The 25,357-nt window shown below is 60.5% G+C and carries 26 protein-coding genes and 1 pseudogene; 2 read left to right on the forward strand and 25 right to left on the reverse strand.

Annotation, left to right across the window (positions count from 1 at the left end; translation table 11 throughout):
• Positions 1-71 precede the first annotated feature (71 nt).
• The 20 genes from M516_RS0100070 to M516_RS0100165 form a co-directional block, all read right to left on the reverse strand.
• Positions 72-902 carry a pyruvate, water dikinase regulatory protein gene (locus tag M516_RS0100070; RefSeq protein WP_029097287.1) on the reverse strand — a complete coding sequence of 277 codons (831 nt, stop codon included), beginning with the start codon at positions 900-902 and terminating at the stop codon, positions 72-74.
• Positions 903-919: 17 nt separating this feature from the next.
• Positions 920-1,567 carry a transcriptional regulator CcpN gene (gene ccpN / locus M516_RS0100075; RefSeq protein ID WP_029097288.1) on the reverse strand — a complete coding sequence of 216 codons (648 nt, stop codon included), beginning with the start codon at positions 1,565-1,567 and terminating at the stop codon, positions 920-922.
• A 120-nt stretch (positions 1,568-1,687) separates the two neighbouring features.
• Entirely contained in the window at positions 1,688-3,760 is a 2,073-nt protein-coding gene (gene glyS, locus M516_RS0100080; RefSeq protein WP_029097289.1) for a glycine--tRNA ligase subunit beta, read from the reverse strand.
• Positions 3,753-4,700 (reverse strand): glycine--tRNA ligase subunit alpha, encoded by a 948-nt coding sequence (glyQ, locus tag M516_RS22410; RefSeq protein WP_051188045.1) that lies wholly within the window; start codon positions 4,698-4,700, stop codon positions 3,753-3,755. Before glyQ ends, glyS begins: the two co-directional genes overlap by 8 nt.
• 695 nt (positions 4,701-5,395) lie before the next feature.
• A complete protein-coding gene (gene recO / locus M516_RS0100090; RefSeq protein WP_029097290.1) occupies positions 5,396-6,148 on the reverse strand; it encodes a DNA repair protein RecO in 753 nt (250 codons plus the stop codon).
• Entirely contained in the window at positions 6,139-6,291 is a 153-nt protein-coding gene (locus tag M516_RS24515) for a YqzL family protein (RefSeq protein ID WP_081656408.1), read from the reverse strand. Before M516_RS24515 ends, recO begins: the two co-directional genes overlap by 10 nt.
• 91 nt (positions 6,292-6,382) lie before the next feature.
• Positions 6,383-7,297, reverse strand: a complete 915-nt coding sequence (gene era, locus M516_RS0100100; RefSeq protein ID WP_029097291.1) for a GTPase Era — start codon at positions 7,295-7,297, stop codon at positions 6,383-6,385.
• Positions 7,290-7,688: a cytidine deaminase gene (locus M516_RS0100105; protein ID WP_029097292.1), complete on the reverse strand. Its 399-nt coding sequence runs from the start codon at positions 7,686-7,688 to the stop codon at positions 7,290-7,292. The genes era and M516_RS0100105 overlap by 8 nt, the downstream gene beginning before the upstream one ends.
• Before the next feature lie 115 nt (positions 7,689-7,803).
• Complete coding sequence (locus tag M516_RS0100110; RefSeq protein WP_029097293.1) at positions 7,804-8,187, reverse strand: diacylglycerol kinase; 384 nt, start codon at positions 8,185-8,187, stop codon at positions 7,804-7,806.
• 10 nt (positions 8,188-8,197) lie between these two features.
• Positions 8,198-8,677 carry an rRNA maturation RNase YbeY gene (gene ybeY / locus M516_RS0100115; RefSeq protein WP_029097294.1) on the reverse strand — a complete coding sequence of 160 codons (480 nt, stop codon included), beginning with the start codon at positions 8,675-8,677 and terminating at the stop codon, positions 8,198-8,200.
• A gap of 16 nt (positions 8,678-8,693) precedes the next feature.
• Complete coding sequence (locus M516_RS0100120; RefSeq protein WP_029097295.1) at positions 8,694-9,668, reverse strand: PhoH family protein; 975 nt, start codon at positions 9,666-9,668, stop codon at positions 8,694-8,696.
• 38 nt (positions 9,669-9,706) lie between these two features.
• The gene (gene yqfD, locus M516_RS0100125; RefSeq protein WP_029097296.1) at positions 9,707-10,921 is read right to left on the reverse strand and encodes a sporulation protein YqfD; all 1,215 of its coding nucleotides are present in this window, start codon (positions 10,919-10,921) and stop codon (positions 9,707-9,709) included.
• Positions 10,922-10,961: 40 nt separating this feature from the next.
• Complete coding sequence (yqfC, locus tag M516_RS0100130) at positions 10,962-11,249, reverse strand: sporulation protein YqfC (RefSeq protein WP_029097297.1); 288 nt, start codon at positions 11,247-11,249, stop codon at positions 10,962-10,964.
• A 166-nt stretch (positions 11,250-11,415) separates the two neighbouring features.
• On the reverse strand, positions 11,416-11,613 hold the full coding sequence (locus tag M516_RS22415; protein WP_035288527.1) for a sigma-70 RNA polymerase sigma factor region 4 domain-containing protein: 198 nt from the start codon (positions 11,611-11,613) through the stop codon (positions 11,416-11,418).
• A 223-nt stretch (positions 11,614-11,836) separates the two neighbouring features.
• Positions 11,837-12,343, reverse strand: coding sequence for a hypothetical protein (locus M516_RS0100140; protein WP_029097298.1), 507 nt, complete (start codon positions 12,341-12,343; stop codon positions 11,837-11,839).
• Between the two features lie 13 nt (positions 12,344-12,356).
• The gene (floA, locus tag M516_RS0100145; protein WP_029097299.1) at positions 12,357-13,364 is read right to left on the reverse strand and encodes a flotillin-like protein FloA; all 1,008 of its coding nucleotides are present in this window, start codon (positions 13,362-13,364) and stop codon (positions 12,357-12,359) included.
• A gap of 7 nt (positions 13,365-13,371) precedes the next feature.
• Complete coding sequence (locus M516_RS0100150; protein WP_029097300.1) at positions 13,372-14,715, reverse strand: NfeD family protein; 1,344 nt, start codon at positions 14,713-14,715, stop codon at positions 13,372-13,374.
• Positions 14,716-14,878: 163 nt separating this feature from the next.
• On the reverse strand, positions 14,879-15,325 hold the full coding sequence (locus tag M516_RS0100155) for a GatB/YqeY domain-containing protein (RefSeq protein ID WP_029097301.1): 447 nt from the start codon (positions 15,323-15,325) through the stop codon (positions 14,879-14,881).
• Positions 15,326-15,342: 17 nt separating this feature from the next.
• Entirely contained in the window at positions 15,343-15,516 is a 174-nt protein-coding gene (rpsU, locus tag M516_RS0100160) for a 30S ribosomal protein S21 (RefSeq protein WP_029097302.1), read from the reverse strand.
• 105 nt (positions 15,517-15,621) lie between these two features.
• Positions 15,622-15,945: a histidine triad nucleotide-binding protein gene (locus M516_RS0100165; RefSeq protein WP_029097303.1), complete on the reverse strand. Its 324-nt coding sequence runs from the start codon at positions 15,943-15,945 to the stop codon at positions 15,622-15,624.
• Positions 15,946-16,187: 242 nt separating this feature from the next.
• Here M516_RS0100165 and M516_RS0100170 point away from each other — a divergent pair, with 242 nt between their 5' ends.
• On the forward strand, positions 16,188-17,567 hold the full coding sequence (locus tag M516_RS0100170) for a UDP-N-acetylmuramoyl-tripeptide--D-alanyl-D-alanine ligase (RefSeq protein ID WP_029097304.1): 1,380 nt from the start codon (positions 16,188-16,190) through the stop codon (positions 17,565-17,567).
• Between the two features lie 64 nt (positions 17,568-17,631).
• Here M516_RS0100170 and M516_RS0100175 read toward each other — a convergent pair whose 3' ends face one another.
• The 3 genes and pseudogenes from M516_RS0100175 to M516_RS0100185 all read right to left on the reverse strand — a co-directional run bounded on the left by M516_RS0100175 (position 17,632) and on the right by M516_RS0100185 (position 21,494).
• Positions 17,632-19,053, reverse strand: coding sequence for an MBL fold metallo-hydrolase (locus M516_RS0100175; RefSeq protein WP_029097305.1), 1,422 nt, complete (start codon positions 19,051-19,053; stop codon positions 17,632-17,634).
• A 99-nt stretch (positions 19,054-19,152) separates the two neighbouring features.
• Positions 19,153-20,120: pseudogene (locus tag M516_RS22420) on the reverse strand (NAD(P)/FAD-dependent oxidoreductase).
• A gap of 255 nt (positions 20,121-20,375) precedes the next feature.
• Complete coding sequence (locus tag M516_RS0100185) at positions 20,376-21,494, reverse strand: D-alanine--D-alanine ligase (RefSeq protein WP_029097306.1); 1,119 nt, start codon at positions 21,492-21,494, stop codon at positions 20,376-20,378.
• Positions 21,495-21,725: 231 nt separating this feature from the next.
• On the opposite strand from M516_RS0100185, the gene M516_RS0100190 reads away from it, so the two are divergent.
• The gene (locus M516_RS0100190; RefSeq protein ID WP_029097307.1) at positions 21,726-22,217 is read left to right on the forward strand and encodes a hypothetical protein; all 492 of its coding nucleotides are present in this window, start codon (positions 21,726-21,728) and stop codon (positions 22,215-22,217) included.
• 85 nt (positions 22,218-22,302) lie between these two features.
• Here M516_RS0100190 and M516_RS0100195 read toward each other — a convergent pair whose 3' ends face one another.
• Together M516_RS0100195 and M516_RS0100200 are read right to left on the reverse strand one after the other, a co-directional pair.
• Entirely contained in the window at positions 22,303-23,796 is a 1,494-nt protein-coding gene (locus M516_RS0100195) for an alpha/beta hydrolase (protein ID WP_420796310.1), read from the reverse strand.
• Between the two features lie 237 nt (positions 23,797-24,033).
• Positions 24,034-25,329, reverse strand: coding sequence for a class I SAM-dependent rRNA methyltransferase (locus M516_RS0100200; protein ID WP_029097309.1), 1,296 nt, complete (start codon positions 25,327-25,329; stop codon positions 24,034-24,036).
• Between the last annotated feature and the right edge of the window lie 28 nt (positions 25,330-25,357).

Below are 25,357 nucleotides of genomic sequence, written 5' to 3' on the forward strand. Positions count from 1 at the left end.
CGCCGCCGCATCCCGAGAGGAAGGACGGCTATCTCTTCTTCTACAAGAAACGCCAAAACCCTTTTTTTGCTCTACTTCTTTTCGCCGCGCAGCTTGTTTTTGCGAATCATTTCCAGGATGATGTTGGCCGTCTCTTCCACAGCCTTGTTGGAGACGTCAATCACCGGGCAGCCGATCCGCTTCATGATCCGCTGCGAATAGGCCAGTTCTTCGTTGATCCGTTCCAGATTGGCGTAGTTAGCCTGCGCAGTCAGGCCCAGGGCCTTCAGGCGCTCGGTGCGGATGCTGTTCAACTGCTCGGGGTTGATGGTCAGCCCGATACAGCGCTCCGGCGGGAGTTGGAACAGTTCCTCCGGCGGTTCCACTTCTGGCACGAGCGGCACGTTGGCCACCTTCAGCCGTTTGTTGGCCAGGTACATCGAGAGCGGCGTTTTCGACGTGCGGGAGACGCCGATCAGCACCACGTCAGCGCGCAGGAGCCCGCGCGGGTCGCGGCCGTCGTCGTACTTGACGGCAAACTCGATGGCGTCCACCTTGCGGAAATACTCCTCGTCCAGGCGACGAACCAGACCCGGTTTGCCAATCGGCGGTTCGTGGAGCATCTCCTGCAGGGTGTTCATCAGCGGCCCCATCACGTCGACGACAGGAATGGCGTGTCGGGCGGCCTGCTCCACGATGTACGACTTCAGTTCGGGCACCACCAACGTAAAAACGATCATCGCTTTCGATTCCTTGGCCGAAGCGATGATTTCGTCGATGGATTCCTTGTCTTCTATATAGGGGTACTTGTGCACGTCGATCGCGAAACGGTCAAATTGGCTGGCCACTGCGCGGACGACCAGCTCGGCGGTTTCGCCGATGGAATCAGAGACGACATAGATGAGCTGTGCTTGTTGAGCCATGTGTATCGCTTCTCCTCCTAGACTTTCGATTCGCTGCCCAATTCCACAAACGCCTTGGCGATCGTCGTCTTCGTCACCCTGCCCACCAGCTCGTAATTTCGGCTGTCCTCTCCCTCGGCGGGACGGACAACGGGCAGCGAGTCGATCTGAAAATCGATCAGCTTTTTGGCGGCCGAATACAGGGTGTCCTCCGGTTGACAGGTCACAATGTTCGGCATGCGGGTCATGATGATCCCGACCGGCACGTCTTCCAGCGATTTGTTGCCGAGCGAAGCGCGCAGCAGGTCCTTGCGGGAGAGAACGCCGGCCAGATAGCCTTTCTGGTTGACGACGAACAATGTGCCTACGTCTTCCAGAAACAGTGTCACGATCGCGTCGTAGGCGGAAGCCGATTCGGAAACAACGATGGGCATCGCCTTGTAGTCGTTGACGAGAAGCTTGTGAAGCCGTTCACTTATGACCGAGCCGGCAGGTCTGCCTGCATAAAAATAACCGACACGAGGTCTGGCTTCTAAATAACCTGACATCGTAAGGATCGACAGGTCGGGGCGCAGCGTAGCCCGGGTCAGGTTGAGCCGCTCCGCGATCTGCTCGCCGGTAATCGGTCCCTCATCCTTTACGATCTGTAAGATCTGCTCTTGTCGTTTGGTAAGCTCGATGACCAATCACCCCGGTTCATGTCTGGTACCTATCCCTAGTATTACTCTATTCGCGCGGATTTTCCTTCTTTCCGCGGGAAAAAAGCTCGCCCCCGCCGGGCAGGCGGAGGCGTGTGGAGCCAGTCATCAGGCGAAAACCAGTTTGGAAAAATCGGCATATGCGCCGATCAGTCGGGAGATGCCGAGCAAGAGCGCCAGGCGGTTGCGGCGGACGGCCTGATCGTCCGCCATGACCATGACGGCGTCGAAGAACGATTGGATGGGCTCGCGCAACTGGGACAGCGTCGACAGCACCGCAGCCTGATCGTCGAGGCCCTCCACCTGCTCCCGCACGGACAGATACGCCTTGTACAGGGCGCGCTCTGCGTCCTCGGTGAAGACGGCTTCGTCGATCGCGTCGTCCTCCGCTTTCTGCGCCAGGTTGCCGGCCCGGTTGAACTGTTCCACGGTCAGCTTGAAGTCGTCCGCCTGCACCGCCGCCATCAGCGCTTTCGCTTTGGCCAGCACGTCCGGCACCAGCGCGATGTCAGCCGACAGCACGGCATCGATCACATCGTAACGGATCTGTTCTTCCTGCAGCGCATTTTTCAGACGAAGCGCGAAGAAATCGGCCAGGTCTTTCTTCACCTCATCCCTGTCGCGCTTGGTTACGCCCTGAGCGGCATAGATGTCCAGCGCGGCGTCCCACAGGCGGTCCAGCGGCAGCTTCCAGCCGCGGTCGAGCAGGATCGCCACGATCCCCGCCGCCATCCGGCGCAGTCCGTACGGGTCCTGCGAGCCGGTGGGGACGATGCCGATGGAGAAGCAGCCGACAATCGTGTCCAGCTTGTCCGCGATGCTGACAGCCGCTCCTTCGGCAGACTGCGGCAGTTGGTCGCCGGCAAAACGGGGCAGGTAGTGTTCGAAGACACCCCGGGCCACCGCTTCGCTCTCGCCGGCCTTGCGGGCGTAATCCTCGCCCATGATGCCCTGCAGTTCGGGGAATTCGCCCACCATGTTGGTCACCAGGTCAAACTTGGCAATCTCGGCGATGCGGTCCACGCGGGCAGCTTCCGCTTCGCCCAGCTCCAGCCGTCCGGCGATGCGGCCCGCGAGGTCGCGAATCCGGCGCACCTTGTCCCCGATCGTCCCCAGTTCTTCGTGGAAGACGATCGTCTCCAGCCGCTTCAGGCAGCTTTCGATGGACAGCTTTTGATCCTCCTCGTAGAAGAAACGGGCGTCGGATAGGCGGGCGCGCAGCACTTTTTCGTTTCCTTTGGCCACGTTGTCCAGCGCGCGGCTGTCGCCGTTGCGGACGGTGACGAAGTGGTTGAGCAGGTGGCCGTTCTCATCCTCCACCGGGAAATAGCGCTGGTGCTCGCGCATGGAGGTGACCAGCACCTCGCGCGGAATGGACAGGAACGCTTCGTCAAACGTGCCGTACAGCGCGGTCGGATACTCGACCAGATGGACCACTTCGTCCAGCAGGCCCTCGTCCATCGGAATGCGCCAGCCGTTTTCCCGCTCCATGCGGCGAATCTGCTCGACGATGGAACGGCGCCGCTCGTCCGGGTCGACGATGACGTACTGTTCCGCCAGCTTGGCCGCGTACTCGCCCGGCTGGGTCAGCGTCACCTCCTGACTGCCGAGGAAGCGGTGGCCGCGCGTCACGCGTCCCGCCTTTACGCCGGCGATCTCCATCTCGATCACGTCTTCGCCGAAGAGGGCCACCAGCCAGCGGATCGGGCGCACGTACTTCAGCTCATACGCGCCCCAGCGCATGTTTTTCGGGAACGTCATGCCGGCGATCACATCGGCCAGCGCGGGCAGCAGTTCCCTGGTCTCTTTCCCGGCTTCCGACTTGCGGGCAAACACGTACTCGACGCCGTTCACGTCCTTGAAGTAGAGCTGGTCGACGTCGACGCCGTTGCTGCGGGCAAATCCCTGCGCCGCCTTGGTCCAGTTGCCGGACTCGTCCTGGGCGATTTTGCGGGCGGGCCCTTTCGCTTCGTCGTTGCGGTCCGGCTGTTTTTCCGCCAGTCCGCTCACATGAACGGCAAAGCGGCGCGGGGTCTCGTACGAAACGACCGCGTCGTAGGGAATCCGTTCCGCCGCCAGCCATTTTTCCACCTTTTCCTTCAACTGCGCGGCCGCTCCGGCGACGAAGCGGGCCGGCATTTCTTCCGTACCGATCTCCAGCAACAAGTCGCGCTTACTCATCTACGTTCACTCCTTCCTCACGGCTGGACGCGCTTTTGTGCGCGGCCGGCTCCTCGCTCGATTGGCCTTTTTTCAGCAAGGGGAAGCCGAGCCGTTCGCGCTCCGCCAGATAGGTTTGGGCCACTTCGCGGGACAGGTTGCGGACGCGGGCGATGTAGCCGGTCCTCTCCGTCACGCTGATCGCCCCCCGCGCATCCAGCAGGTTGAACGTGTGGGAGCACTTCAGCACGTAGTCGTAGGCCGGAAACACCAGGCGCTCTTTCATCAGGCGCTTTGCTTCCGCCTCGTAGGTGTTGTACAGGTTGAACAGCATGTCCACGTCGGACAGCTCAAACGTGTATTTGGAATGCTCGTACTCCGGCTGCAGGAAAACGTCGCCGTAGGTGTAGCCGTTGACCCACTCCAGTTCGAAGACGTTTTCCTTCTCCTGGATGTAGGAAGCGAGGCGCTCCAGGCCGTAGGTGATCTCCACCGCCACCGGTTTGCATTCCAGTCCGCCCACCTGTTGGAAGTAGGTGAACTGGGTGATTTCCATGCCGTCCAGCCACACTTCCCAGCCCAGGCCCCAGGCGCCGAGTCCCGGGTGCTCCCAGTTGTCCTCGACAAAGCGGATGTCGTGTTCCAGCGGATCAATGCCCAGTTCGCGCAGGCTGTCCAGGTAGATTTCCTGGATGTTGTCCGGCGACGGTTTCATGATCACCTGGAACTGATGGTGCTGGTACAAGCGGTTGGGGTTCTCCCCGTAACGGCCGTCAGCGGGACGGCGGGACGGCTCCACGTAGGCCACATTCCACGGCTCCGGCCCGATCGCGCGGAGAAACGTCATCGGGTTGAGCGTGCCGGCCCCTTTTTCCACGTCGTACGGCTGCACAATCAGGCAGTTTTGTTTTGCCCAAAAGTTTTGCAGCGTCAAGATGATGTCTTGAAAGGTCTTTTTCATGGTTCGTTCCACCTCCTGAAGGTAACAAAGCTCCAAGCGAAGCGCGGCGCGGTTGGGTGTTTGCGAACGCCCATGCGCCATGGCTCCTGTTGGAAAGGACGCTGGTCCTGCCGAATCAGGAAGCGGCTCCGAAAAGCCACTCCTCGCTGATTCAGCAAAAAAACCTCCCGCCACCTACACCGTGTCTTCCACAGTGTAGGGACGAGAGGATTTCCCGCGGTTCCACCCTACTTGACGAATCGGCATGCCCGCCGTTTCGTCCACTTTTGCTGTTCACCTTGCTCCGGAACGCCGTTCATCGACATGACTACCGGGCTTCCACCCTCCCCGGTTCGCTACGCGAGAAGGCGCGACGCCTTCTCTTTCAGCCAGCGGCCGACTACTCCTTTCCTTCACAGCAACGGTCGGTATCACATTTGGTACTTATCATAGCGAAAAGCAAAACGGATGTCAATGCGGATCGTTGGGTACCTTTGCGTTTGGCAACGCGATTGCACTGCCGCCGTTAGACGTCCCGCTCACGACAAATTCAACCCTGCCCGTAACCGAATCCTCTCCGCCGCCGTTTACATGGGTACCGCAAGCTGCACACGATTTCCCCCGCATGTTGCGTAAACGAATGCCCAAAAATAGAAGCAGAGTTCGCGTTGCAACTCTGCTCATCGTGATCCGGAACGCTTCTTGTGTTGTGCTCTCTACAAACCGATATTCTCGATCTGATCCAGAAACGCCCGACTTTTCAGCCGCAGATCGAGATGCTGGTCCAAAAAGCTGCGCAGCACGTGTTTGAGCTGGCTGCGCGTCGATGGCTTCACCTCGATCTCGCCCAGCCGCTCCAGGTCAAACACCTGAAACAGGCGGAGGAGCTTCCAGACCGACGGGGAGACGGCAATCGCATACGGATCCTGTGGCAGACAGACGGGACAGAGCAGTCCCCCCTGCGACACGCTGATCGCATAAGGCTCCCGCTCCGCCCCGCAGTTGGCGCATCCCGACAGATGCGGGGCAATGCCCGCCACCCGCAGCATTTTCGTCTCGAAAATCCGGCAGAGAATCTCCGCGTCCCTGCCTTCGTCCAGATAGCGAAACAACAGCAGCAGCATGTGAAACAAAAAAGGATTGGCTTCCCGTTCATCCGTCAACCGGTCCAAAAGCTCCGCTATGTACGCGGCATAAGCCGTGGCCGCCAGGTTTTGCCGCAAGTCCCGGAACGACTCCACGATCTCTCCCTGGGACAGGTCGGGCATACCGCTTCCAGGTCCTGCCTTGCACAGATAGTATCCATGGGTAAACAGTTGGGAGACGGCCCCCAAGCGGCTTTTCGGCTTTTTCGCGCCGCGGGCCATGATGCCCACCTTGCCGTGCTCCCGCGTAAACAACGTCACCACTTTGCTGGACTCGCCATAGTCCACGCTGCGGATGACAATCCCTTCCCACTTTACAAGCATGCGTGCGTTTCACCCGGTTCCTTTTGGGCGAACTCAAACGCGGCCTCCTCGTCGGCAGTCGTTTGAAGGTGTTCTCTGTAGAGAAGGTATGCATGGATGTCACCGGTCGAAGCGAAATAACTCCAAGAAAAGTCACGAAGCATGAAGCATCATCCTTTCTTGTTTCGGCTGTATCCACTTCCTTCTTAGATTCACCTGCGCCCGTTTTTCTATGCCATGGAAAAATTGACACCGCTAGTCTTCGTCGTAAAAACCAAAATTGCGCAGCATTCGTTCCTGATTGCGCCAGTCTTTTTTCACCTTGACCCACAGTTCCAGATACACCTTGTCCCCCATCAGACGCTCGATGTCCAGCCGGGCACGGCGGCCGATTTCCTTGAGCATCTGCCCTCTCTCGCCGATCAGGATGCCTTTCTGCGAATCCCGCTCGACGTAAATGGCCGCGTAGATGTACAGGGTCTTACCGTTTTCGCCCCGCTTCATCTCTTCGACGGTCACGGCGATCGAATGGGGCACCTCTTCGCGGGTCAGATGCAGCACCTTTTCCCGGATCAGTTCGGCCACGATAAAGCGCTCGGGGTGGTCGGTCACCTGGTCGGGCGGGTAGTACATCGGCCCTTCTTCCATCTCGTCAAAGATTGCCTGGATCAGCGGACCGGTGTTGTTCCCCTCCAGAGCGGAGATCGGGATAATCTGCTTGAACTCGTACAGCTTCCGGTAGTCGTCGATGATCGGCAGCAGTTCCTCCGGGTGCACCTTGTCAATTTTGTTGATCACCAGAAAGACAGGTGTTTTCACCTGCTTGAGCCGCTCGATGATGTACTCGTCGCCCGGCCCCCGCTTTTCCGTTGCGTCGATGACAAACAGCACCAGGTCCACTTCGTTGAGCGTGTTTTCCGCGACGGCGACCATGTAGTCGCCCAGCTTGGACTTGGGCTTGTGAATCCCCGGCGTGTCGAGGAAGATGACCTGTCCCTGCTCCGTCGTGTAGACGGCGGTAATCTTGTTGCGCGTCGTCTGCGGTTTGTTGGACATGATCGCGATCTTCTGGCCGACGATGTGGTTTAACAGCGTGGATTTCCCCACGTTGGGCCTGCCCACGATGGAGACAAACCCGGATTTGAAGCCTTTTTTCGTGCGATTATCCACGTAGATCCTCCTTGGTGAACGCCCCTGGAAGCAGGGCGGATACTGTTGTTTCCGTCACGTCGCCGTTCATGTTGGCGAGAATGACCGGCATGTCGGGCGGGCACAGCTCCGCCATCACCTGCCGGCACGCGCCGCAGGGAGAAACCGGATGCGGCGTGTCAGCCACCACGGCGATCGCCTTGTAGGTGGTATCCCCTTCGGAATACGCCTTAAACAGCGCGGTCCGCTCCGCGCAGTTGCACAGCGGGTAGGACGCGTTCTCGATATTGCAGCCGAGATACACCTTGCCGCTGTCCGTCAAGAGAGCCGCCCCCACGGGAAAGTGGGAATACGGCACATACGCCAGCTTTCTCGCTTCTTTCGCCTGCTCCAGCAGGGCTTGCTTATCCATGTTCATCATCACTCGTTTCCCTCGCAGATCTCAGCATGTGTGTGGGTGAAGCAAACACGCGGCGCCCGCCGGCGTGCGGGCGGTACCGTCGATCCTCATCAGGCCGCCCCTCCTGTTACGCCGTTAGCCACACGGAGAGTTTTCCCCAGAGCGGGGGGCCGAAAACAGCGACGCCGATCACGACGGACAGGACAGCCGCCACCAGGACGGCGCCGGCACAGGCGTCCTTGGCCGTTTTCGCCTTCGCGTGCCAGTCGGGGGAGGCCAGATCGACCGCCGCCTCCAGGGCGGTATTGACCAGCTCGAGCGCCAACACCAGACCGATAGAAAAAAAGACCAGCAAAACATCGCCGCGGGGAATGCGCAGCCACCACGCCGCCGCCAGCGCCAGCACGGCGAAGGCGACGTGGATTTGCATGTTTCGCTGTGTCTTCACGGTATGGGCTATGCCTTGCAGGGCATAGGAAAAGCTGCTGACCAAACGGCGCCACTCTTTCAAACGCAATCGCCTACCTCGTCAAGCCAATCTGCTGCAGTACAACTTCTTGACGGGAAAACATCTCTTTCTCCTCTTCCTCCGTGCCGTGGTCGTACCCGAGCAGATGGAGAAAACCGTGAACAGCGAGAAAACCCAGTTCCCGTTCGAGCGAGTGTCCGTACTCCGCCGCCTGTTCCTTCGCCTTGGGAACGGAGATGACAATGTCCCCCAGCATGTTGGGGAATGCGTCCAACTCTTCCTCGTCTATATAAATGTCCAACTCTCCCTCTCCCGACTCGTTCATCGCAAACGACAGCACGTCGGTGGGACGGTCGACGCCGCGGTACTGGCGGTTCAGCTCGTGGATGCGCTCGTTGTCCACCAGCGTCACCACCACTTCGCCGTCCACGCCTTCCCGCTCGGCAGCCGCTTCCAGGCAGCGGACGATCAGGTCCTGCAGGGATTCGTCGATCGGTTCGATTTCGTCGTGAAGAATTTCTACGGATAGCACGGGTACCCAATCTCCTTTACCGGTAGCTGTGGTCGATTTCGTCTTTGGCGTACGCTTCGATGATCTTCTGCACCAGGCTGTGGCGCACCACGTCCGCTTCCTGGAAGCGGATAAACGCCACTTCGGGGATCGGGGCCAGAATGCGCTCCGCTTCCCGCAAGCCCGATTTTTTCCCTTTTGGCAGGTCGATCTGGGTCACGTCGCCGGTAATCACCATCTTGGATCCGAAGCCCAGACGGGTGAGGAACATCTTCATTTGTTCGGGCGTGGTATTCTGCGCTTCGTCCAGGATGACGAAGCAGTCTTCCAGCGTTCGCCCGCGCATGTATGCCAGCGGGGCCACTTCAATCAGCCCGCGCTCCATCATTTTCGCCACCTGTTCCGTGCCCAGCATGTCGTACAAGGCATCGTAGAGCGGACGCAGATAGGGGTCCACTTTTTCCTGCAGGTCGCCGGGCAAAAAGCCGAGGCTCTCCCCTGCCTCCACGGCCGGGCGCGTCAGCACGATGCGCTTGACCCGTCCGTTTTTCAGCGCGTTGACCGCCATGACCACGGCCAGGTAGGTTTTGCCGGTACCGGCCGGCCCGATGCCAAACACGATGTCGTGCCGCTTGATGGCGGACAGGTAGTGGCGCTGTCCCAGCGTCTTGGCGCGAATCAGCTTGCCCTTTTGGGTGCGGGCCACTTCCTCGTCGTAGACGTCCAGCAGTTGTTCCGCTTCTCCCCGTTCCACCAACTGCAGCGCGTACGAGACGTCGCGCTCGGACAGGGCGATGTCCCGCCGGATCAACTGGAGCAGGACGGCAAACAAGCGGGAGAGCTTATCCACCTCGGCCTTTTCGCCGCTGATGACCAGCTCACCGCTGCGCGTCATGATTTTTGCCGCGGTCGTTTCCTCGATCAATTTGAGGTACGCATCGTGGGGGCCGAACAGCATCAACGCTTCCGATGCGTCAGCAAACGGAATTTTTACCTCTTCTTGTACGTGCAACAGGCTTCCATCTCCTTGCAGCGGTTGTCAGCAATGCGTTACGGATTGCCGTTTGCATTGGGAGCCGGGGGCAGGCCCAGAATCGGCTGCTCGACGGCAATGTCCTCAAGTACGGAAAAATGAATACTCAAATAAACTTTACCATTCTCTCTCTTCGCGTGCAAAACTTTTTCGTCCTGAATCACGGCATCCTTGCCCGCCTGCCGCAGCACGTCCTCCCGGGCCGCCTGCTTGGCGGCCGCCAGCGCTTCGTCCATGCTCAATTCCCGCCGGACCGGCTGCACCTCCGCCTGCGTGACCGTCTTCCAGCCGATCGGACTCGTAAAGCCCGCATACGACGGCTGGAAGCGCTCCTCGGACGACTCGGCCTGCGCAAACGGCTGCTCCTTGAACGGCCACACCTGCACGGCGTAGGGGCCGACGAGCAGGTACTGCTTCTGCTGCCGTTCGCCGGTCAAGCGGTAGTGCACCTGGGTGAGCGGAATCGAAATGTTGCTGACGTACCACACCTCCCCCTTTACCGTGCCGCGGGCGGCGACCGCCTTTTGCCGGGTCTCGTTGCCGATAATGCCGGAGATCAGCAGCTGCCCTTTTTCCACAAACTGGTTGACTTTCACCATGCTTCTGCCCGCTTCCGGCAAAATCGTGTGCACAACCGCCCGCTTTTTGGCGACCAGGTGGCGCGGACTGGGCGGGACCGGCTTTTCCGGCTCTTCTTTCTCTACCACCTGGATGATCGCCTTGGTGCCCTGAATGTCGACAATGACCCTGGACGCCTCCGGCAGCAAGTTCAGCAGTTCCCGCTGCAGCACGTGCGATTCTTTTAGTTTGGCCTTCCACACCCCTTCTTTAATCCCGAGCTGTGCCGCCGCCATGCTCACCGCCTCCGGGCGCATCTGCTTGACTCCCCGCACCTCCACCTCCCAGACGAACGAGGAGAGCATGTACAATCCGACCAAAAACAAAGACGCGCCGATGACGAGACCGGCCCGCCGGCGCAGCCGGACCAGCCAGAAAGGCAGCCCGCCCCGCCGTTCCACGTGGGGGCGACAGCCTGTCTCTTTTAAAAACGGCCGCAGGCGGAAATAATCGCGGATCAGGATGTCGCAGCGGCCCACCTCCTGCCCCACTCTGCGGATGTTCCAGATCCGGATGCCTTCCCGTACCGCCATGTTCAGCATTCGCTCAAAGCGCTTTCCCCGGACGGTGATCGTGATATAGCCGTCCACCCATTCCTGCAATCCATTGCGCATGTGCCCGTCCCCACTTTCCCAGGTATTGTCGCCGGAACGTCTACTGCGGTTTCTCCAGAAACCTGACGCCGCCGATGCGCCCCTCCAACAGGACTTCCTCCGGCAAGATCGCCCGGATCACCAGTTGTTCCCCGGTGATGAGCAGCTGCCCGTTGGTCAACAGCAAGCGGAGCTCTTTTTCACTAAAGTGGAGAACTCCGCGGTGGTTTTCGATATACATTTGCAGATGGCCGATCATCGTGATGCGCGGGACTTCCAGCACCACATCTTGCGGCAGATCCAGCACTCCCACGGCCAGATGGCGCAGACGGCGGCCCCATCGCTTCATGAGCAAGCCCCCCTTTACTGGCGCTGCTGCGCCGGAATGCATCCCCTCCAAGCCAGTCCGGGTGCCCGGTGCGCCCTTCTTCTATAACCGTATGCGGCGGGGGGAGAAAATCATGCAGAGAAAATCGCCCCGACACTCGCTTCCGCAAGCGTCGGGGCTCGTCCCGTCAGGTCTTCTGTTCGTCGGTGGGAGAAGGCGTTCCGTACCGTTGAAGGGCCTTCCACTTCTTGATCACGCGCTTTACTTTTTCTGCCGTACATCCGCAGGCGATCGCCGTTTCATAGATCGATTTTCTTTCATAGATGACAAGCCGGATCACCTTTTGGCGAAACTTGCTCATCCTCTCCAGTGCCTGTCGGTCCATTCGCCGCTCTACCCCTCACCATTCATGTCCAGAGTATGTCTCTAGATCAAGAATAGTCAACTGGGACTTGGGGCACAAGACCAGATGTTCGATTTCTTTCGACAAAAAGCGTTGACAAGCCAGGGACGGCTCCCCCATCGTGGAGAGCAAGAGGACAGCGGGCTTCGTCTTTGCAAAAAAAACAGGCGAACGGGAATGTTCGCCTGTCTGTTTCGCGCAAGCGTCAAAGGCTGCGGCGGAAGGGAAGGGGCCGGCTTTTGGCCCGGGGCGGACCGAAAATGATCGCCCACTTCATTCCTTCCCGGGGATCGAGAACAGTCGGCGTGTCCGGTGCTCCTTCTCCCCGGGACGGATGGCCCGCCGCGCTGGGCCCAACAGCTTGGGCGGCTTGGGCGGCTGGTGCCGCCTCCGCTTTCGCCAGCGGCGCGCGCCTCTCCTCTTCCAGCCATTCCGGTTCTGCGGTGCGTTCTTCCATTGGCGCAGGCTGGGGTTCCTGCCGCACCACCATGCGCCGTTCCGGCCGCGTATCCATGGGACGCACGGTGCCGCCGCCGTCCACCGGGGTGAGCGGTGGGAGCTGCTGTTTTCCCTGGGTCATTTTTCGCCCTCGTCTGGCTTGTTTGCCAAACAGCAGGTAGCCCAGGTACCCCAGGATCAGAACCCAGAACTTGCCGAGGAGAGGCAGAACCCATCCCAACAGTTCAACCAACACGTCAAAAAGATCGTCCATCGGCTCTCGCCTCTTACTCGTGGTCTTGGTCAGGCAAGTCGGACTTTTGCTTGTCGCCGGTGGCGCCGAATGCCTGGCGCATTTGCGTATCGGCGGAGATGTTTTGCAGGTTGTAGTAATCCATTACGCCCATTTTGCCGCTTCTCAGGGCTTCGGCCAGCGCAAGCGGCACCTGCGCCTCGGCTTCCACGACCTTGGCCTTCATCTCCACGACGCGCGCCTTCATTTCCTGTTCCTGGGCGACCGCCATCGCGCGGCGCTCCTCCGCTTTCGCCTGGGCGATGCGTTTGTCCGCTTCCGCCTGGTCGGTTTGGAGCTGCGCCCCGATGTTTTTGCCCACGTCCACATCGGCGATGTCAATGGAGAGGATTTCAAACGCCGTACCGGCGTCCAGCCCTTTGTTCAGCACGGTTTGCGAGATGCGGTCCGGATTTTCCAGCACGTCTTTGTGGGAGTCGGACGAACCGATCGTCGTCACGATCCCTTCGCCGACACGGGCGATGATCGTTTCCTCGCCGGCGCCCCCCACCAGTCGATCGATGTTGGCGCGAACCGTCACCTTCGCCTTCGCCTTCACTTCGATCCCGTCCTTGGCCATGGCGGCGACGACCGGGGTTTCAATCACTTTCGGGTTTACGCTCATCTGCACCGCTTCCAGCACGTCGCGGCCCGCCAGGTCAATCGCGGCGGCCCGCTCGAAGCCCAGCGGAATGTCAGCCCGCTGTGCGGCCACCAGCGCATCGACGACGCGGTCTACGTTGCCGCCTGCCAGGTAGTGGCTTTCCAACTGGTTCGTGTCAAGCTCCAGCCCCGCTTTTCTCGCCTTGATCAGCGGGTTGACGATGCGCGAGGGAATCACGCGGCGCAGCCGCATGGCCACCAGCGTGATGATGCCGATGCGCACACCGGAGGCCAGCGCGGAAATCCAGAGCATCACCGGGACGAACGAGAAAAAGATCGACAGGGCGACGATCGCCACTGCCACCATAAAAATAAGGGGAATCAATCCGCTTTCCAGCATGAATCATCTACTCCTTTTGTTCTTGTTCCTGCACGACGACGCGGGTGCCTTCCACCTGCACCACGACGATGGGGGTGCCGGCGGCAATAAATCCGCCCCCGCTGACGGCATCGATGCGCCGCCCCTCGATCTTGACCACGCCGGCCGGGCGAAGCGGCGTCAGGGCGATGCCCGCCTTACCCAGCAGGTCCCGCTGGTCCTTGGGCGCCACGTAGCCCTCTTCATTGCGCTGCACGTCGCCCAGCACAAACCGGCTGACCAGCCCTTTGATGCCGAATTTTTTGATCAGCACGAAGGCGACGATGACCGTGACCAGGACGGCGATTCCCAGCGACGCAAGCCCCTGCTGTGTGTCGTAGGCAGCCATGACCAGGCCGGTGACGATGCTGACGAAACCAAGCGCGCCGACGATCGCGCCGGGAACGAAGATCTCCAAAATCATCAGCAGGATGCCCAAGACAAACAGGCCGATGTGCAGCCAATTGGCGAAGCCCGCCACGTAATGGCCGAAGAAGTACAGGCCAAAGGCGCACAACGAAATCGTGCCGGCCACGCCAAACCCGGGCGCGAACAGCTCGACGACGATGCCCACCAGGCCGATGATCAACAGAATACTCATCACGACCGGACTGGTGACGAAACGGGCCACCCGCTCGCCGACTGTCGGTTCAATCGTTTCCAGCTCATCCGCCTTGACGCCCAGATACGCGAGAAGCTGTTCCTTGTTGGCCACCACCTGGTCGGCGTAGCCCAACTGCTTGGCCCGCTCGGCGTCCAGGGAAAGAACGGTGCCTTTCGGCTTCAGCCCCGGAAACTCCCGGTCGATTTCCACCATGGCCCGGGCCACGTCGGGATTGCGGTTGTTCAGCTTGGCTGCCGCCACCATCTTGTTTGACCACCCGGAGATGATTTTCGCGTCGGCGGCGTTGCCTGCCAGGTCAATCGGCGTCGCCGCACCGATGCTGCTGCCCGGGGTCATGACGATTTCGTTTGCGTTCAGGGCGATGTAGGTGCCGGCCGAAAACGCCTGGTTGTCGATATAGGCCACCACGTGGATCGGAGACTGTCTGACCAGTTGGCCGATGGAGTCGGCCGCATTGATTTCTCCGCCGGGGGTGTTGATGTGCAGCACGATCAGGTCCGCGCCCCTGCTCTCCGCTTCGGCGAAGGCCCGCTGCAGAAAGCTTTCCAGCCCCCGCTCGATCTCGTGCTCCACGGGAATCCAGACCGCTTTGTGATACGGCTTGGCAGCAGCCGGACTTCCCGCCAGCAGACCAGCGAGCCCTGCGGCCACGCAGAGGAACGCCAGCAGCAGGCGCAAGGGACGGGAAGCGATCCGTGACACACTCATCGCGTCCACCTCCTTTCCTTATACAGCCTCAGCGAATGGCTACTAAGGTATACGGGTCAGGTTCGCGGCCGTTTCATGATTTTTCATGTTTCGCGCCAAAAAGAAAAACCCAGCCGCGTGGGACTGAGTCTTTCGGTTCGTATCTATATGAGGTTGTTCCTCATTACGATGGCAATTCCTCAGATACAATCTTTTGCACGAGGGCACCGTCGGCTCTTCCTTTTACTTTCGGCATGATCGCCCCCATCACCTTGCCCATCTCCTTTTTGGAGGAGGCTCCGGTGGCGGCGATCGCGTCCCGTACAATGCCGCGCAGTTCGTCCTCGCTCAATTGAGCGGGCAGATACGCGGAGAGCACATCGATTTCCTCTCGTGTTTTGGCGGCGAGGTCGTCACGACCCGCCTTTTCAAATTCTTGGAGGGATTCACGGCGCTGTTTTAACTCGCGAGTCAAGATGGTCAGCTCTTCGTCTTCAGACAACAGTCTACCTTTACTAATCTCTTCGTTCTTTAACGCAGCTTTCACCATGCGAATAACAGAGAGTTTCAGCGCAGCTTTGTCCTTCATCGCTTGCTTCATATCTTGATCGAGTCGCTCCATTACACTCATGATGAGCCCTCCGTCAATTAGTACTTGCGCTTGCGAGCTGCTTCGGATTTTTTCTTGCGGCGAACGCTGGGTTTTTCGAAGTGGCGGCGTTTTCTCAGTTCCGCCATAACCCCTGCTTTGGCGCTCTCACGCTTGAAGCGACGAAGTGCCTGTTCCAAAGACTCGTTTTTCTTGACTCGAACTTCTGCCATCTGTCTTCCCTCCCTCCGCTAAAACCGTGGGACGCCTGTTACCAACAGACTGTCACACTTCATTATAGGACAGAAAAGCAAGGCAGGTCAACCTTTCTTTCCAACTTATTCTTGGAAGCCGGCCAGGAAGTGGTAGTGGATGTGGAATACCTCTTGGCCGCCTTCCTTGCCGCAGTTGTTGATCAGCCGGAAGCCCTTCACATTCAGCTTTTCGGCCAGCTTTTGCGCCACGCGGTGAATGTGGCCGATCAGCGGCAGATCCTCTTCCTGCACGTCCATCAGCGTGGGAATCGGCTTGCGCGGGATGATCAGCAGGTGAATCGGCGCTTTCGGGGCGATGTCGTGGATGACGATGACGTGCTCGTCCTCGTATTCGAAGCGGGCCGGAATCTCTTTGTCCATGATCTTGGTAAAAATGCTTTTTTCCATCGCTATCCTCCGTTTTCAACATATTGCAGGCGTTCATCCTGTATGTATAAGTGACGCGGCCCTGGCCGCCCGGCTGGCGGCAGCCGCAGCCTGTCCGCATGATAGTTCCATGATAGCCGACCGCTTTGGCTGTTTGCAATGGCGAACCGCCATTTTTTCCTTGCCGCGGCCGGACAGGAGTGATAGCATGACTTCGTGGTTTCCACGATCGAAAACGAATCGATGAAAAGGGGACTGGGCATATGAGAGAGATTCCACTGGGACAAGCGGCAGTCATGGCGGAAGGACTGCTGCTGGCGGGCGATCCCGGCCTGCCCGTGACATCCGTTCACTTCGACACGCGGCAGCTTTCGCCGGGCGCCTTGTTCGTGGCGATCGCCGGAGCGCGGGACGGGCACGACTTTCTCCTGCAGGCGGCGGAAAAAGGCGCTCGGGCGGCGATCATCTCCAACGAACAAAAGGTGCCGGACAGCCTGCCGGCCGGATTTGGCCTGATTCTGGTGAACGACACGCTGCGCGCGTTTCAAAAGCTGGCGGCGGCGTACCGCAAGCCCTTTTCCATACCCTTTGTGGCCATCACCGGCAGCAACGGCAAAACGACCACAAAAGACATCGTCGCCCACCTGCTGGAAAGCCGGTTTGCCATCTACAAAACCTACAAAAACCTCAACAACCACCTGGGCGTTCCCTACTCCCTGCTGCAGGTGGAGGAGCACCACCAGGCGGCCGTGCTGGAGCTGGGCATGAACCACGCCGGCGAAATCGACCTGCTCGCCTCGCTGGTCAAGCCGCAGATCAGCGTGATTACCTACATCGGCGAAGCCCACATGGAGTTTTTCGGCTCGCGGGAGAAAATCGCGCTCGCCAAGGCGGAACTGCTGCCCCACACCGATCCGGACGGGCTTGTGCTGCTGAACGGGGACAGCGAATACCTGCGCAAGGTGGCACCGCTTTATCCGGGCCGCATCATGTACTACTCCGTCAGCGCACCGGCCGACATCTGGGCGGAGAACATCCGGTCCGAAGACGACGGGACGCGTTTCGACGTCCGCTTCCGGGACGGGGAGCGCTTCGAGGCGTTCCTGCCGCTGTTCGGCACGCACAACGTCCTGAACGCGCTGCCTGCGGTGGCGATCGCCCGCCGGTTCGACATGACAACGGAGGAGATCGTCCGCGCGCTGGCGACGGTGCGCCTGTCGGCCATGCGCTTCGAACGGATCGCGTCCGCCCACGGCGCGCTCTACATCAACGACGCCTACAACGCCAGCCCTTCGTCGATGGAAGCGGCCATCTCCACGTTTGCGGAGCTGTTCCCCGAGCGCAAAAAAGTGCTGGTCCTGGGCGACATGTTTGAGCTCGGCGAGAACAGCCCGGCCATGCACGCCCAGGTGGGGGCGTTTGCCAACCGCTACCGCGACCGCATCGAACTGCTCGTGGCCGTCGGCGACCAGGCGCGCCACCTGTACGACGCGTACGAGGGGGAAAAGCGCTACTTCCCGACCAAGGCGGAAGCGGTCGAAACGCTCCTCCCGCTTCGCGACGCCGGTCACGCCTTTCTGTTCAAGGCGTCGCAAGGCATGGAGCTGTGGACGCTGCTTCAGGCGCTGGAAGATCACGCGTGACCGCGATTGGGAAACGAATCTCGAAAAACAGCAAGGGAGCCTCGCTTCAGGAGGCTCCTTTTTTCTAGTTCCCCGGATTGGGCCGGACGAGCGGCCTTCCCTCTTTTTTCCACTGCAGATAACCGCCGCTCAGGTTGATGACGTGCGAAAAGCCGTGGGCCTTGAGGATGCTGGCGGCGATCGCCGAGCGGGCGCCGGAGCGGCACTGCACGAGAATCGGCTTCTCCGCGGGAATCTCGGCGAGGCGGCGCGGCAGGGTTCCCAGCATGATGTGCAGGGCCCCGGGAATGTGACCGTCGTCCCATTCGTCCTGATTGCGCACGTCCAGCACCAGTACCTCCCTCTTCATCACCTCATCGGCGATCGCAGCAGGGGCCGCCTCTGGATACCGGTCCAGCTCGGCCCGCTCCCGCACCTGGCGAACGTCGGTCCAGCCGGCCACGTTGTCGATGCCGATGGAGCGCAGGGCGCTCAGGATGCCGGACAGATCCTCCGGAGCAGCGATCAGGTAGAGCGGACGCGTTTCGTCCACCAGCCAGCCCGCCCAGGTGGTAAATGACTTGTTGTACGGGATGTTGAGCGTTCCCCGGATGTGTCCACCGGCAAACGATTGGGACGGCCTTGTGTCCAGCACGCGGGCTCCGCCGGCGAGCAAAACGGGCAGTTCCTCCGCCGCTACCGCGCGCGGTTCGGGCAGTTGGTCCAACAGGGCGGGCCCTTCCCTGTTTACCCGTTTCATGACGGCAAAGTAGGGAGGCGGCTCCGGCTGGCCGTCCAACAGCGCCCGGACAAACGCCTCCTCGTCGTCGCATTGAAGCGCCCAGTTGTACAGCTTTTCATAGCCGACCGTGGACGACGGCACGGCGCCCAGCGCTTTTCCGCATGCACTCCCGGCGCCGTGGGAGGGCCACACCTGCAGATAGTCGGGCAGCGCCTTGAAGCGCTGCAGGGAGCGATACATCGCCCGCGCTCCCTGTTCCGCCGTTCCGCTCAGTCCCACCGCCTTTTCCAACAGGTCGGGCCGGCCCACATCCCCGACAAAGACAAAATCTCCCGTAAACATGCCCATCGGTTTGTCTGCCTTCCCCCCCCTGTCCGTCAGCAGGAACGAGATGCTCTCCGGGGTGTGTCCGGGCGTGTGCATGACGGTAAACAGCAGATGGCCCACCGAAAAACGGTCGCCGTCCGCAAGCAGTTGATGGTCGACCTGATCAACGTAGTGGTACTTCCCGTACTCGTCTCCCTCGCCGGAAAGGTACAGCTTGACGCCGTGGCGGACACCCCATTCCCTCGCACCGGACACGTAGTCGGCGTGAATGTGCGTTTCCGCCGCGGCCACCACCCGCAGTCCTTCCGCTCGGGCTGCCCGAAGGCATGGCGTGACGTCGCGCCCCGGATCGATCACGATCGCTTCCCCCGTTTTTTGGCAGCCCACCAGGTATGAGGCGTGGGCCAGCCTCTCGTCGTACAAGTAGCGAAGCAGCATGCAAACCACTCCTTCCCGCAGCAGGGCGAATTCTTTCCTTCACCCTTGTCTCGCTTCTCTTTGCCGGCATCAAATCCGGCTCGTGTCCACGTCCGCGAGTCACATCCTCCCCTTCAGCATGCCGTTCCAGTACATGACGGGCAGCAGGTCTTTTTTCAACACGTACATGCTCCATCTCTCCTTGGCCTGGTCAAACGGAAACGTTTCCCTCGGGGTCAGGGTGTAGTCGTACTCGGCGAGCACCAGCTTGTTGTAGCCGGTGACCAAGGGGCAGGACGTGTACCCGTCGTACCGGGCGGCAAGCGGTGCACCCCGCATCAGGGCGAGCAGATTTTGCACCGCGACCGGCGCCTGCTTGCGGATCGCCGCCCCGGTCTTGGAAGTGGGGAGGTTGCTGCAGTCGCCCAGGGCAAACACGTTGGGATACCGCTTGTGCTGCAGGGTGTGCTTGTCGACATCCGCCCATCCGTCTGCGTCGGCCAGCGGACTTTCCCTGAGAAACGCCGGCGGCCCCATCGGCGGGGTGACGTGCAGCATGTCGTAGCGCATCACTTCCCGTTCGCCCGTATCCAGATGCTCGAAGACCGCTTCCCTGGTCAGCGGCCGGATTTCGAGCAGGTTTCGCCGGTAGGCGGTTGTGATTTGTTTGCGGGCGATTACGGTTTCCAGGGTGTCCGCGTACTTTTTCACCTGAAAAATGGCGGCATTGGCGGAAGCAAAGACGATCTCCGCCTGGTCCCGCCCCCCGGATCGGCGAAAGCAGTCGTCGGCGAGATACATGATCTTCTGCGGAGCGCCGCCGCATTTGACGGGGGTGTTGGGATGGGTAAAAATGGCGCCGCTCCCCGGGGAATGAGGGTGCGCATCTCCCGTTCGGTGGCTTCTTTTTTTGCCACCCCTCCGCCCACGAGCGTCCACAGCGGCTGGTAATAGTGCTTGTCGGCCGGGTCGAGCACGGCCAGGCTGCCGCGCAGGGACTTCTCGGCCCGAAGCAGCCTCGCCGCGACGGTAATGCCCGCCGAACCGGCTCCGACGATGACGACGCGATAACGTCCTGTGCCGGACATGGTCATCCTCCTCCCGCGTGACAGGGAACGTCACCTGCTTCTGCCCCTCACTCCCACTGTTATCGCGGATAACCCCCTTTTTATTCCATTTTTTGTGAAAGGCAGGGCAAAATCGGCCGAGCTGTGGCTGTGGCAGCATCCGGCCGGCAGCGTTTGCGAAGGCTTCCCTGCCAAAAAGAGCCCCCGCTAAAGCGGAGGCTCCTTGCCCAGAAATGAAAACGGGAGTGCCCCGGGGCACTCCCTCCAGACGAACCCTTATTCCAATTCTTCCGCGTCCACCACGTTCCGCTGTTTATCCGCGTGGCGCTCCAGGGCAAGCTGGACCAGCCGGTCAATCAGCTCGCTGTAGCTGATGCCCGCTTCCTGGAACAGCAGCGGGTACATGCTGTACGGCGTAAAGCCGGGCATCGTGTTCACTTCGTTGATGTACAGACGGTCGTTTTCCTCGTCCCAGAAAAAGTCCGCCCGCGACAGGCCCGACGCGTCCAGGGCGCGGTACGCGATTTTGGCCATTTCGGCCATCTGCTCCGCCACGTGGGCCGGAATCCGGGCCGGGATCTGCAGTTCCGTGCCGGCGCCTTTGTACTTGGCCTCGTAATCGTAAAACTCCTTGGCGGCCACGATCTCGCCCACGACCGACGTGATCGGTTCCTCGTTGCCGAGCAGGCCGATTTCCAGCTCGCGCGCCTTGACGAACTGCTCCACGATCAGCCGGCGGTCAAATCTGGCGGCCAGCGTCATCGCGTCGATCAACTGCTGCCGGTCTTTTGCCTTGCTGACCCCGACACTGGACCCCATGTTGGCCGGCTTGACGAAGCACGGGTAGCCCAACTCCCGCTCGATGCGCGCGATGATTCCCTCCTGGTCGCGTTCCCACTGCGAACGGAGCACGCCCACGTAGTTCACCTGCGGCAGTCCCGCCTGGGCGAACACGTTTTTCATCATCCATTTGTCCATGCCCACCGCCGATGCCATGACGCCGGCTCCGACGTAAGGCAGGTTGGCCAGTTCCAGCAGGCCCTGAATCGTGCCGTCCTCGCCGTTGGGGCCGTGCACGACCGGAAAAATCACGTCCACTTCCTGGGCGATGCCAAAGACCGGCGAGGTCCGGCTGGCGGCGACCAGTTCCGTTCTCGTCTCTCCGCCGGCGGGTGCCGTCCCGTCTGTCAGGCGGAGCTCGTTGATGCCCTCCGGCAGACGGCCCCTGAGGCTCTCCCCTTTCACCCAGCTACCATCCAGCTTCACGTAGATGGGCGTAATGTCGTATTTATCGAAATCGACCGCCTTCATGATCGACAGGGCGGTGCGCAGCGAAACCTCATGTTCCGAGGACTTTCCTCCGTAAATGATCCCCAGCCGTATTTTGTTCCCCATGAACTCCAAGCTCCTTTCGCCTTGCCTGCGCAAAAGCGCGATCCCGCGTCTCCTGCTCTCCCATGGTATGCAAACGCCCGCCTTTCGTGTGCCGCCGGGCGCAATACCCCATTCAGCATACACAATCCCTTTCGCAAATACAAGGGGACAGGAGAATCACAAGCAGCCGCCGACCCACATATCCTATGAAAAACGTCACAGAAGATTTTTTTCGACGCAGGGGGAATGTCCATGAGAGACTATCTGCTCTTCTGTACGTACTGTTCGTCCTACACGCTCCTGCACCGCTACGACAAGGAGACCGGGACGTTTCTGGGCGAGTACTCCCTGTTGCACAACGCCTACACGCACAACAGCGTCGTGCTCCACAAGTTTCTGCTCGCCCACCTCGGACACGCACTGCGCGCCATCCCCTCCCAAACGGACGAGTACCGCGACATCATCTGCACAGCTTCTCACTTTTTGGAAAACGACATCGACAAGTACGTGGAAGAAAGTCTGGCGCTGGTCAAGTACCAGGAACGGGACCGGCAGAGCGAACGGGAGATCGGTCAGGTGCGCCTCTACATCCTCGAACACCTGCTGTCGCACGAACTGGACGCATTGGGCCAGGTCAGGGCGGCCAGTTCGGCTGAAGGGCAGGTGCTGCTCGGCAAAGAGTTAGGCATTAAACGAGCCCTGGAACTGGTACGCCGCGTCCTGTCCGACAAACAGTTTGCCTGAACGCAGCGTTTTCGACCCGCCGGGCAGCGGGCCGTTTTTTTGTCGATACAAAAAAAGAAGCGGACGCATATGTCCGCTCAGCGTGTCAGTACGGGTCGATCTCTTCCCCCGTCCGGATGTCCTTCACCCGCAGGGGATCGCGCGGTGCAGAAATCGTCCCGCTGTCGGGCGGCTGCCTGCCCTCTTCCACCCAGCGGACAAGCAGGTCAAAACATTGATGGACGTACGGTAACAGCGGCTGCAGTTCCTTGTCCGGGTCCGATGCGCTCCAGACCAGGCCGTCGACATGATTGCCCTTTTCCACCAGGTAGAGCCGGTGCAGGTTTTCCCGTCCCGCCGCTTTGATCAACCGCCGGTAGGCGTTCCCATGTACCTCGGGGAAGATCAGGGCGTCCCAGGTGCCGAACACGGAGATCAGCGGCACGTCAATCCTGCCCGTATTCTCGATTGCCTCCACCGCTTCTTTCACCTTTTTCGGCCGCTTGGTGAAATCGTAGGTGCGGAAGATGCCGTCCAGCGAACGGTCGCGGGTGCCGTCGGCGTTGAACCGCAGGTAGTCCGGCCACTGCAAGCGCTTCGGCGCGTGCGGGTCAAACTCGTCCCGGTAGATGTTGAGGGAAAGGAACCAGTAGATCTGGTCGTAATAGGCCCACAGCTTCTCCGAGCCTTTGGGCACACCGGCCCGGTACAGGGCCGCGCGGGCGCGCTCCCGCTCGTTGCCCTGGCCGTAGATGGCCGCTTCCGCGTGGTTGACGACGTCGGTCAGCGTGGTAATCAGGTTGGGCCTGTCGGCGCGCCACAGCACCCCTTCCCAATCGACGCCGCCGTCGTACAGCCGCGGCTCTTTGGTCTGATTCGGATCATCGTGTTCCAAGGCGTACCGGACCACGTACCCGCCGTTGGAAATGCCGATGGCGTACGTGGGGATCGGATGCTGTTTCGAGACCAGCCGGGCGGCGGGGGCACTGTCGGAGGGATCGATCAGCCGGTCTCGATGATGCGCCGCCAGGTACGCTTGCGCCGCCTTTGTCATCTGCCGGAAGCGGACATGCCACTCGGCCACCGAGTCTTCCTCCGACGCCAGGGCGTTTTTTGCTTTGGCCAGCGGGTCGGCGGGATCGCTTTCTCCCTGCGTCCCTTTGTCAATGGCCGCAAAGGCGTAGCCTTTTTCCAGCACGTAATCGCTGAACAACAGATCGGTGGCCGTCTCGTTGCGAGTGGCCGGGATGCCGGACACGACCAGCTTGCCGTTCCACTCATCCGGCACGCGAATGACGAATTGCGCGTCGTCAAACGCGCCGTTTACCTGTGTGCCCGTCACTTCGGCCGGATCGTACATCGTTTCCCAACCGCCCCACGCGGCCGGGACCAGCCCCAGATTGCCGAATTGGACAGCCGCCGCGTACTGCTGCGGGTTGCGCGTGGTCAGCCAGTTTCCCGCCTGGCCGTCAAAGCGGGTGACCGTCACGCCATGCGCGCCCGGTACGACAGGTTCCGAGGCCGCTCCGGCGGATGACAGGCCGGCCGGGACCAGCGGAACCATCAGCGCCGCCGCAAGCACAAGACGCGACCATGACATGCTCATCTCTCAATCCCTCCTCTTCTTCCTTCCCTTTCTTTCTGGGAAGCGCTTTCATTTTACCAGTGCCGATTCGTTCCAGCAACTGCCATTACTGTATGCGGATGACCCGTTCCGCAGCAGCCAGAGAAGCATGTTTCCCCTGCTGCCCGACGGAAGAACGGCGCAAAAAGGCGGCATGCCGCGCTGCTGCGACATGCCGCTCGTTTTTTGTCCGCCGCGCCTGGCAGCGGATGTTTACCGCCGATCCCTTACTTCAAAAATGGCAAACTTGAGGTAATGGGACTCGTCCGCCCCGCTGATCTGCGGGTGGTCCTTGCCTGCCCCCCGCCACTCGATCAGCCGCAGGATCTTGCGGGCATCCATCGCCGCGTCCTGGATCGTCTCCAGGAAAAGCTCGGGAGACATGTGGTAGGAGCAGGAGGCCGTCACCAGATACCCGCCGGACCGCACCAGCTTCATCCCGTTCAGGTTGATGTCCTTGTAGCCGCGGCAGGCGCTCTTCACCGCCGCGCGCGATTTGGCAAACGCCGGCGGATCGAGGATGACCACGTCCCACAGGCGGCCGGCGTCGACGCACTCGCGCAGGTAGTCAAACGCGTTGGCGACGACGAATTCGACGCGGTGCAAAAAGCCGTTCAGCGTGATGTTTCGCTTGGCCGTCTCGATGGCGTGCTCGGAGATGTCAAGCGCCGTCACCTTTTTCGCGCCGTGCTTGCAGGCGTTCAGCGTAAACGACCCGGTATGGGTGAAGCACTCCAGCACCTCTGCGCCGTCCCAGAACGGATTTTTGATCACCTTGCCTCGCTGGTCTACGGGGACGATCTTCTGCTCGCCGTCGACGTCCACCGCTTTCAGGGTGATGCCGTGCTTTTCTCCCCAGCCTTTCATCAGCGGAGCGATGGCCGCCCGGTTTTCCCGCTGGTCGTAGAAGAAGCCGGTTTTTTGCCCTTCGACGATATCCACGATGTATTTCAGGCCGTTTTCCTCAATCGTCACTTCCCGCGGACATTCGCCGTACAGCGCTTCCTTGCCCTGCTCCAGCCCCTCCAGCTCGCGCACGGGGACGTCGTTGCGCAGGTAGATGCCCTGCGGCTGAAACACTTCCACCAGCGCGTCCCGAATCCAGTCGCGCCGCACGTCCATCCCGAGCGAGAGAATTTGCGCCACCAGCACGTCTTCGTACCGGTCCACGATCAGTCCGGGCAGGAAGTCCGCCTCTCCGTACACGACGCGGCAGGCCCGCGGATTGTCGACGAACCGGGTGCGAAACGCGGCGGCTTCGCGGATGCGGCGGAGGAAAAAGGCGTAGTCGATCGCTTCGTCCGGGTTGTAGGTCAGGACCCGCACGATGATTTGCGAAGCGGGATTGATGTAGCCTTTGGCGAGGAAGTGTCCCTGGTGGTTGGTCACCTCGACGATGTCGCCCGGCTCGAACTCTCCCTGAATCTCTTTTACTTCCGACTGAAAAATCCACGGATGGCCCGCTTCCAGCCGCTTTTTTCGGTGCTTGTGCAGAATCACTCGTGCCAATGTTGTCGGTTCCTCCTTGTCATGCTCG

The organism is Brevibacillus thermoruber 423 (assembly GCF_000454065.1).
In the GTDB taxonomy this organism is placed as follows: Bacteria; Bacillota; Bacilli; order Brevibacillales; family Brevibacillaceae; genus Brevibacillus; species Brevibacillus thermoruber.

What these genes read in the sequence shown, in the direction of transcription:
- M516_RS0100070 (WP_029097287.1), bottom strand. Translation starts at nt 902, where the DNA reads ATGGCTCAACAAGCACAGCTCATCTATGTCGTCTCTGATTCCATCGGC.
- glyS (WP_029097289.1), bottom strand. Translation starts at nt 3,760, where the DNA reads ATGAGTAAGCGCGACTTGTTGCTGGAGATCGGTACGGAAGAAATGCCG.
- glyQ (WP_051188045.1), bottom strand. Translation starts at nt 4,700, where the DNA reads ATGAAAAAGACCTTTCAAGACATCATCTTGACGCTGCAAAACTTTTGG.
- recO (WP_029097290.1), bottom strand. Translation starts at nt 6,148, where the DNA reads ATGCTTGTAAAGTGGGAAGGGATTGTCATCCGCAGCGTGGACTATGGC.
- M516_RS24515 (WP_081656408.1), bottom strand. Translation starts at nt 6,291, where the DNA reads ATGCTTCGTGACTTTTCTTGGAGTTATTTCGCTTCGACCGGTGACATC.
- M516_RS0100105 (WP_029097292.1), bottom strand. Translation starts at nt 7,688, where the DNA reads ATGGATAAGCAAGCCCTGCTGGAGCAGGCGAAAGAAGCGAGAAAGCTG.
- yqfD (WP_029097296.1), bottom strand. Translation starts at nt 10,921, where the DNA reads ATGCGCAATGGATTGCAGGAATGGGTGGACGGCTATATCACGATCACC.
- yqfC (WP_029097297.1), bottom strand. Translation starts at nt 11,249, where the DNA reads ATGAAGCGATGGGGCCGCCGTCTGCGCCATCTGGCCGTGGGAGTGCTG.
- M516_RS22415 (WP_035288527.1), bottom strand. Translation starts at nt 11,613, where the DNA reads ATGGACCGACAGGCACTGGAGAGGATGAGCAAGTTTCGCCAAAAGGTG.
- M516_RS0100140 (WP_029097298.1), bottom strand. Translation starts at nt 12,343, where the DNA reads ATGGACGATCTTTTTGACGTGTTGGTTGAACTGTTGGGATGGGTTCTG.
- floA (WP_029097299.1), bottom strand. Translation starts at nt 13,364, where the DNA reads ATGCTGGAAAGCGGATTGATTCCCCTTATTTTTATGGTGGCAGTGGCG.
- M516_RS0100150 (WP_029097300.1), bottom strand. Translation starts at nt 14,715, where the DNA reads ATGAGTGTGTCACGGATCGCTTCCCGTCCCTTGCGCCTGCTGCTGGCG.
- M516_RS0100155 (WP_029097301.1), bottom strand. Translation starts at nt 15,325, where the DNA reads ATGAGTGTAATGGAGCGACTCGATCAAGATATGAAGCAAGCGATGAAG.
- rpsU (WP_029097302.1), bottom strand. Translation starts at nt 15,516, where the DNA reads ATGGCAGAAGTTCGAGTCAAGAAAAACGAGTCTTTGGAACAGGCACTT.
- M516_RS0100165 (WP_029097303.1), bottom strand. Translation starts at nt 15,945, where the DNA reads ATGGAAAAAAGCATTTTTACCAAGATCATGGACAAAGAGATTCCGGCC.
- M516_RS0100170 (WP_029097304.1), top strand. Translation starts at nt 16,188, where the DNA reads ATGAGAGAGATTCCACTGGGACAAGCGGCAGTCATGGCGGAAGGACTG.
- M516_RS0100175 (WP_029097305.1), bottom strand. Translation starts at nt 19,053, where the DNA reads ATGCTGCTTCGCTACTTGTACGACGAGAGGCTGGCCCACGCCTCATAC.
- M516_RS0100185 (WP_029097306.1), bottom strand. Translation starts at nt 21,494, where the DNA reads ATGGGGAACAAAATACGGCTGGGGATCATTTACGGAGGAAAGTCCTCG.
- M516_RS0100190 (WP_029097307.1), top strand. Translation starts at nt 21,726, where the DNA reads ATGAGAGACTATCTGCTCTTCTGTACGTACTGTTCGTCCTACACGCTC.
- M516_RS0100195 (WP_420796310.1), bottom strand. Translation starts at nt 23,796, where the DNA reads ATGTCATGGTCGCGTCTTGTGCTTGCGGCGGCGCTGATGGTTCCGCTG.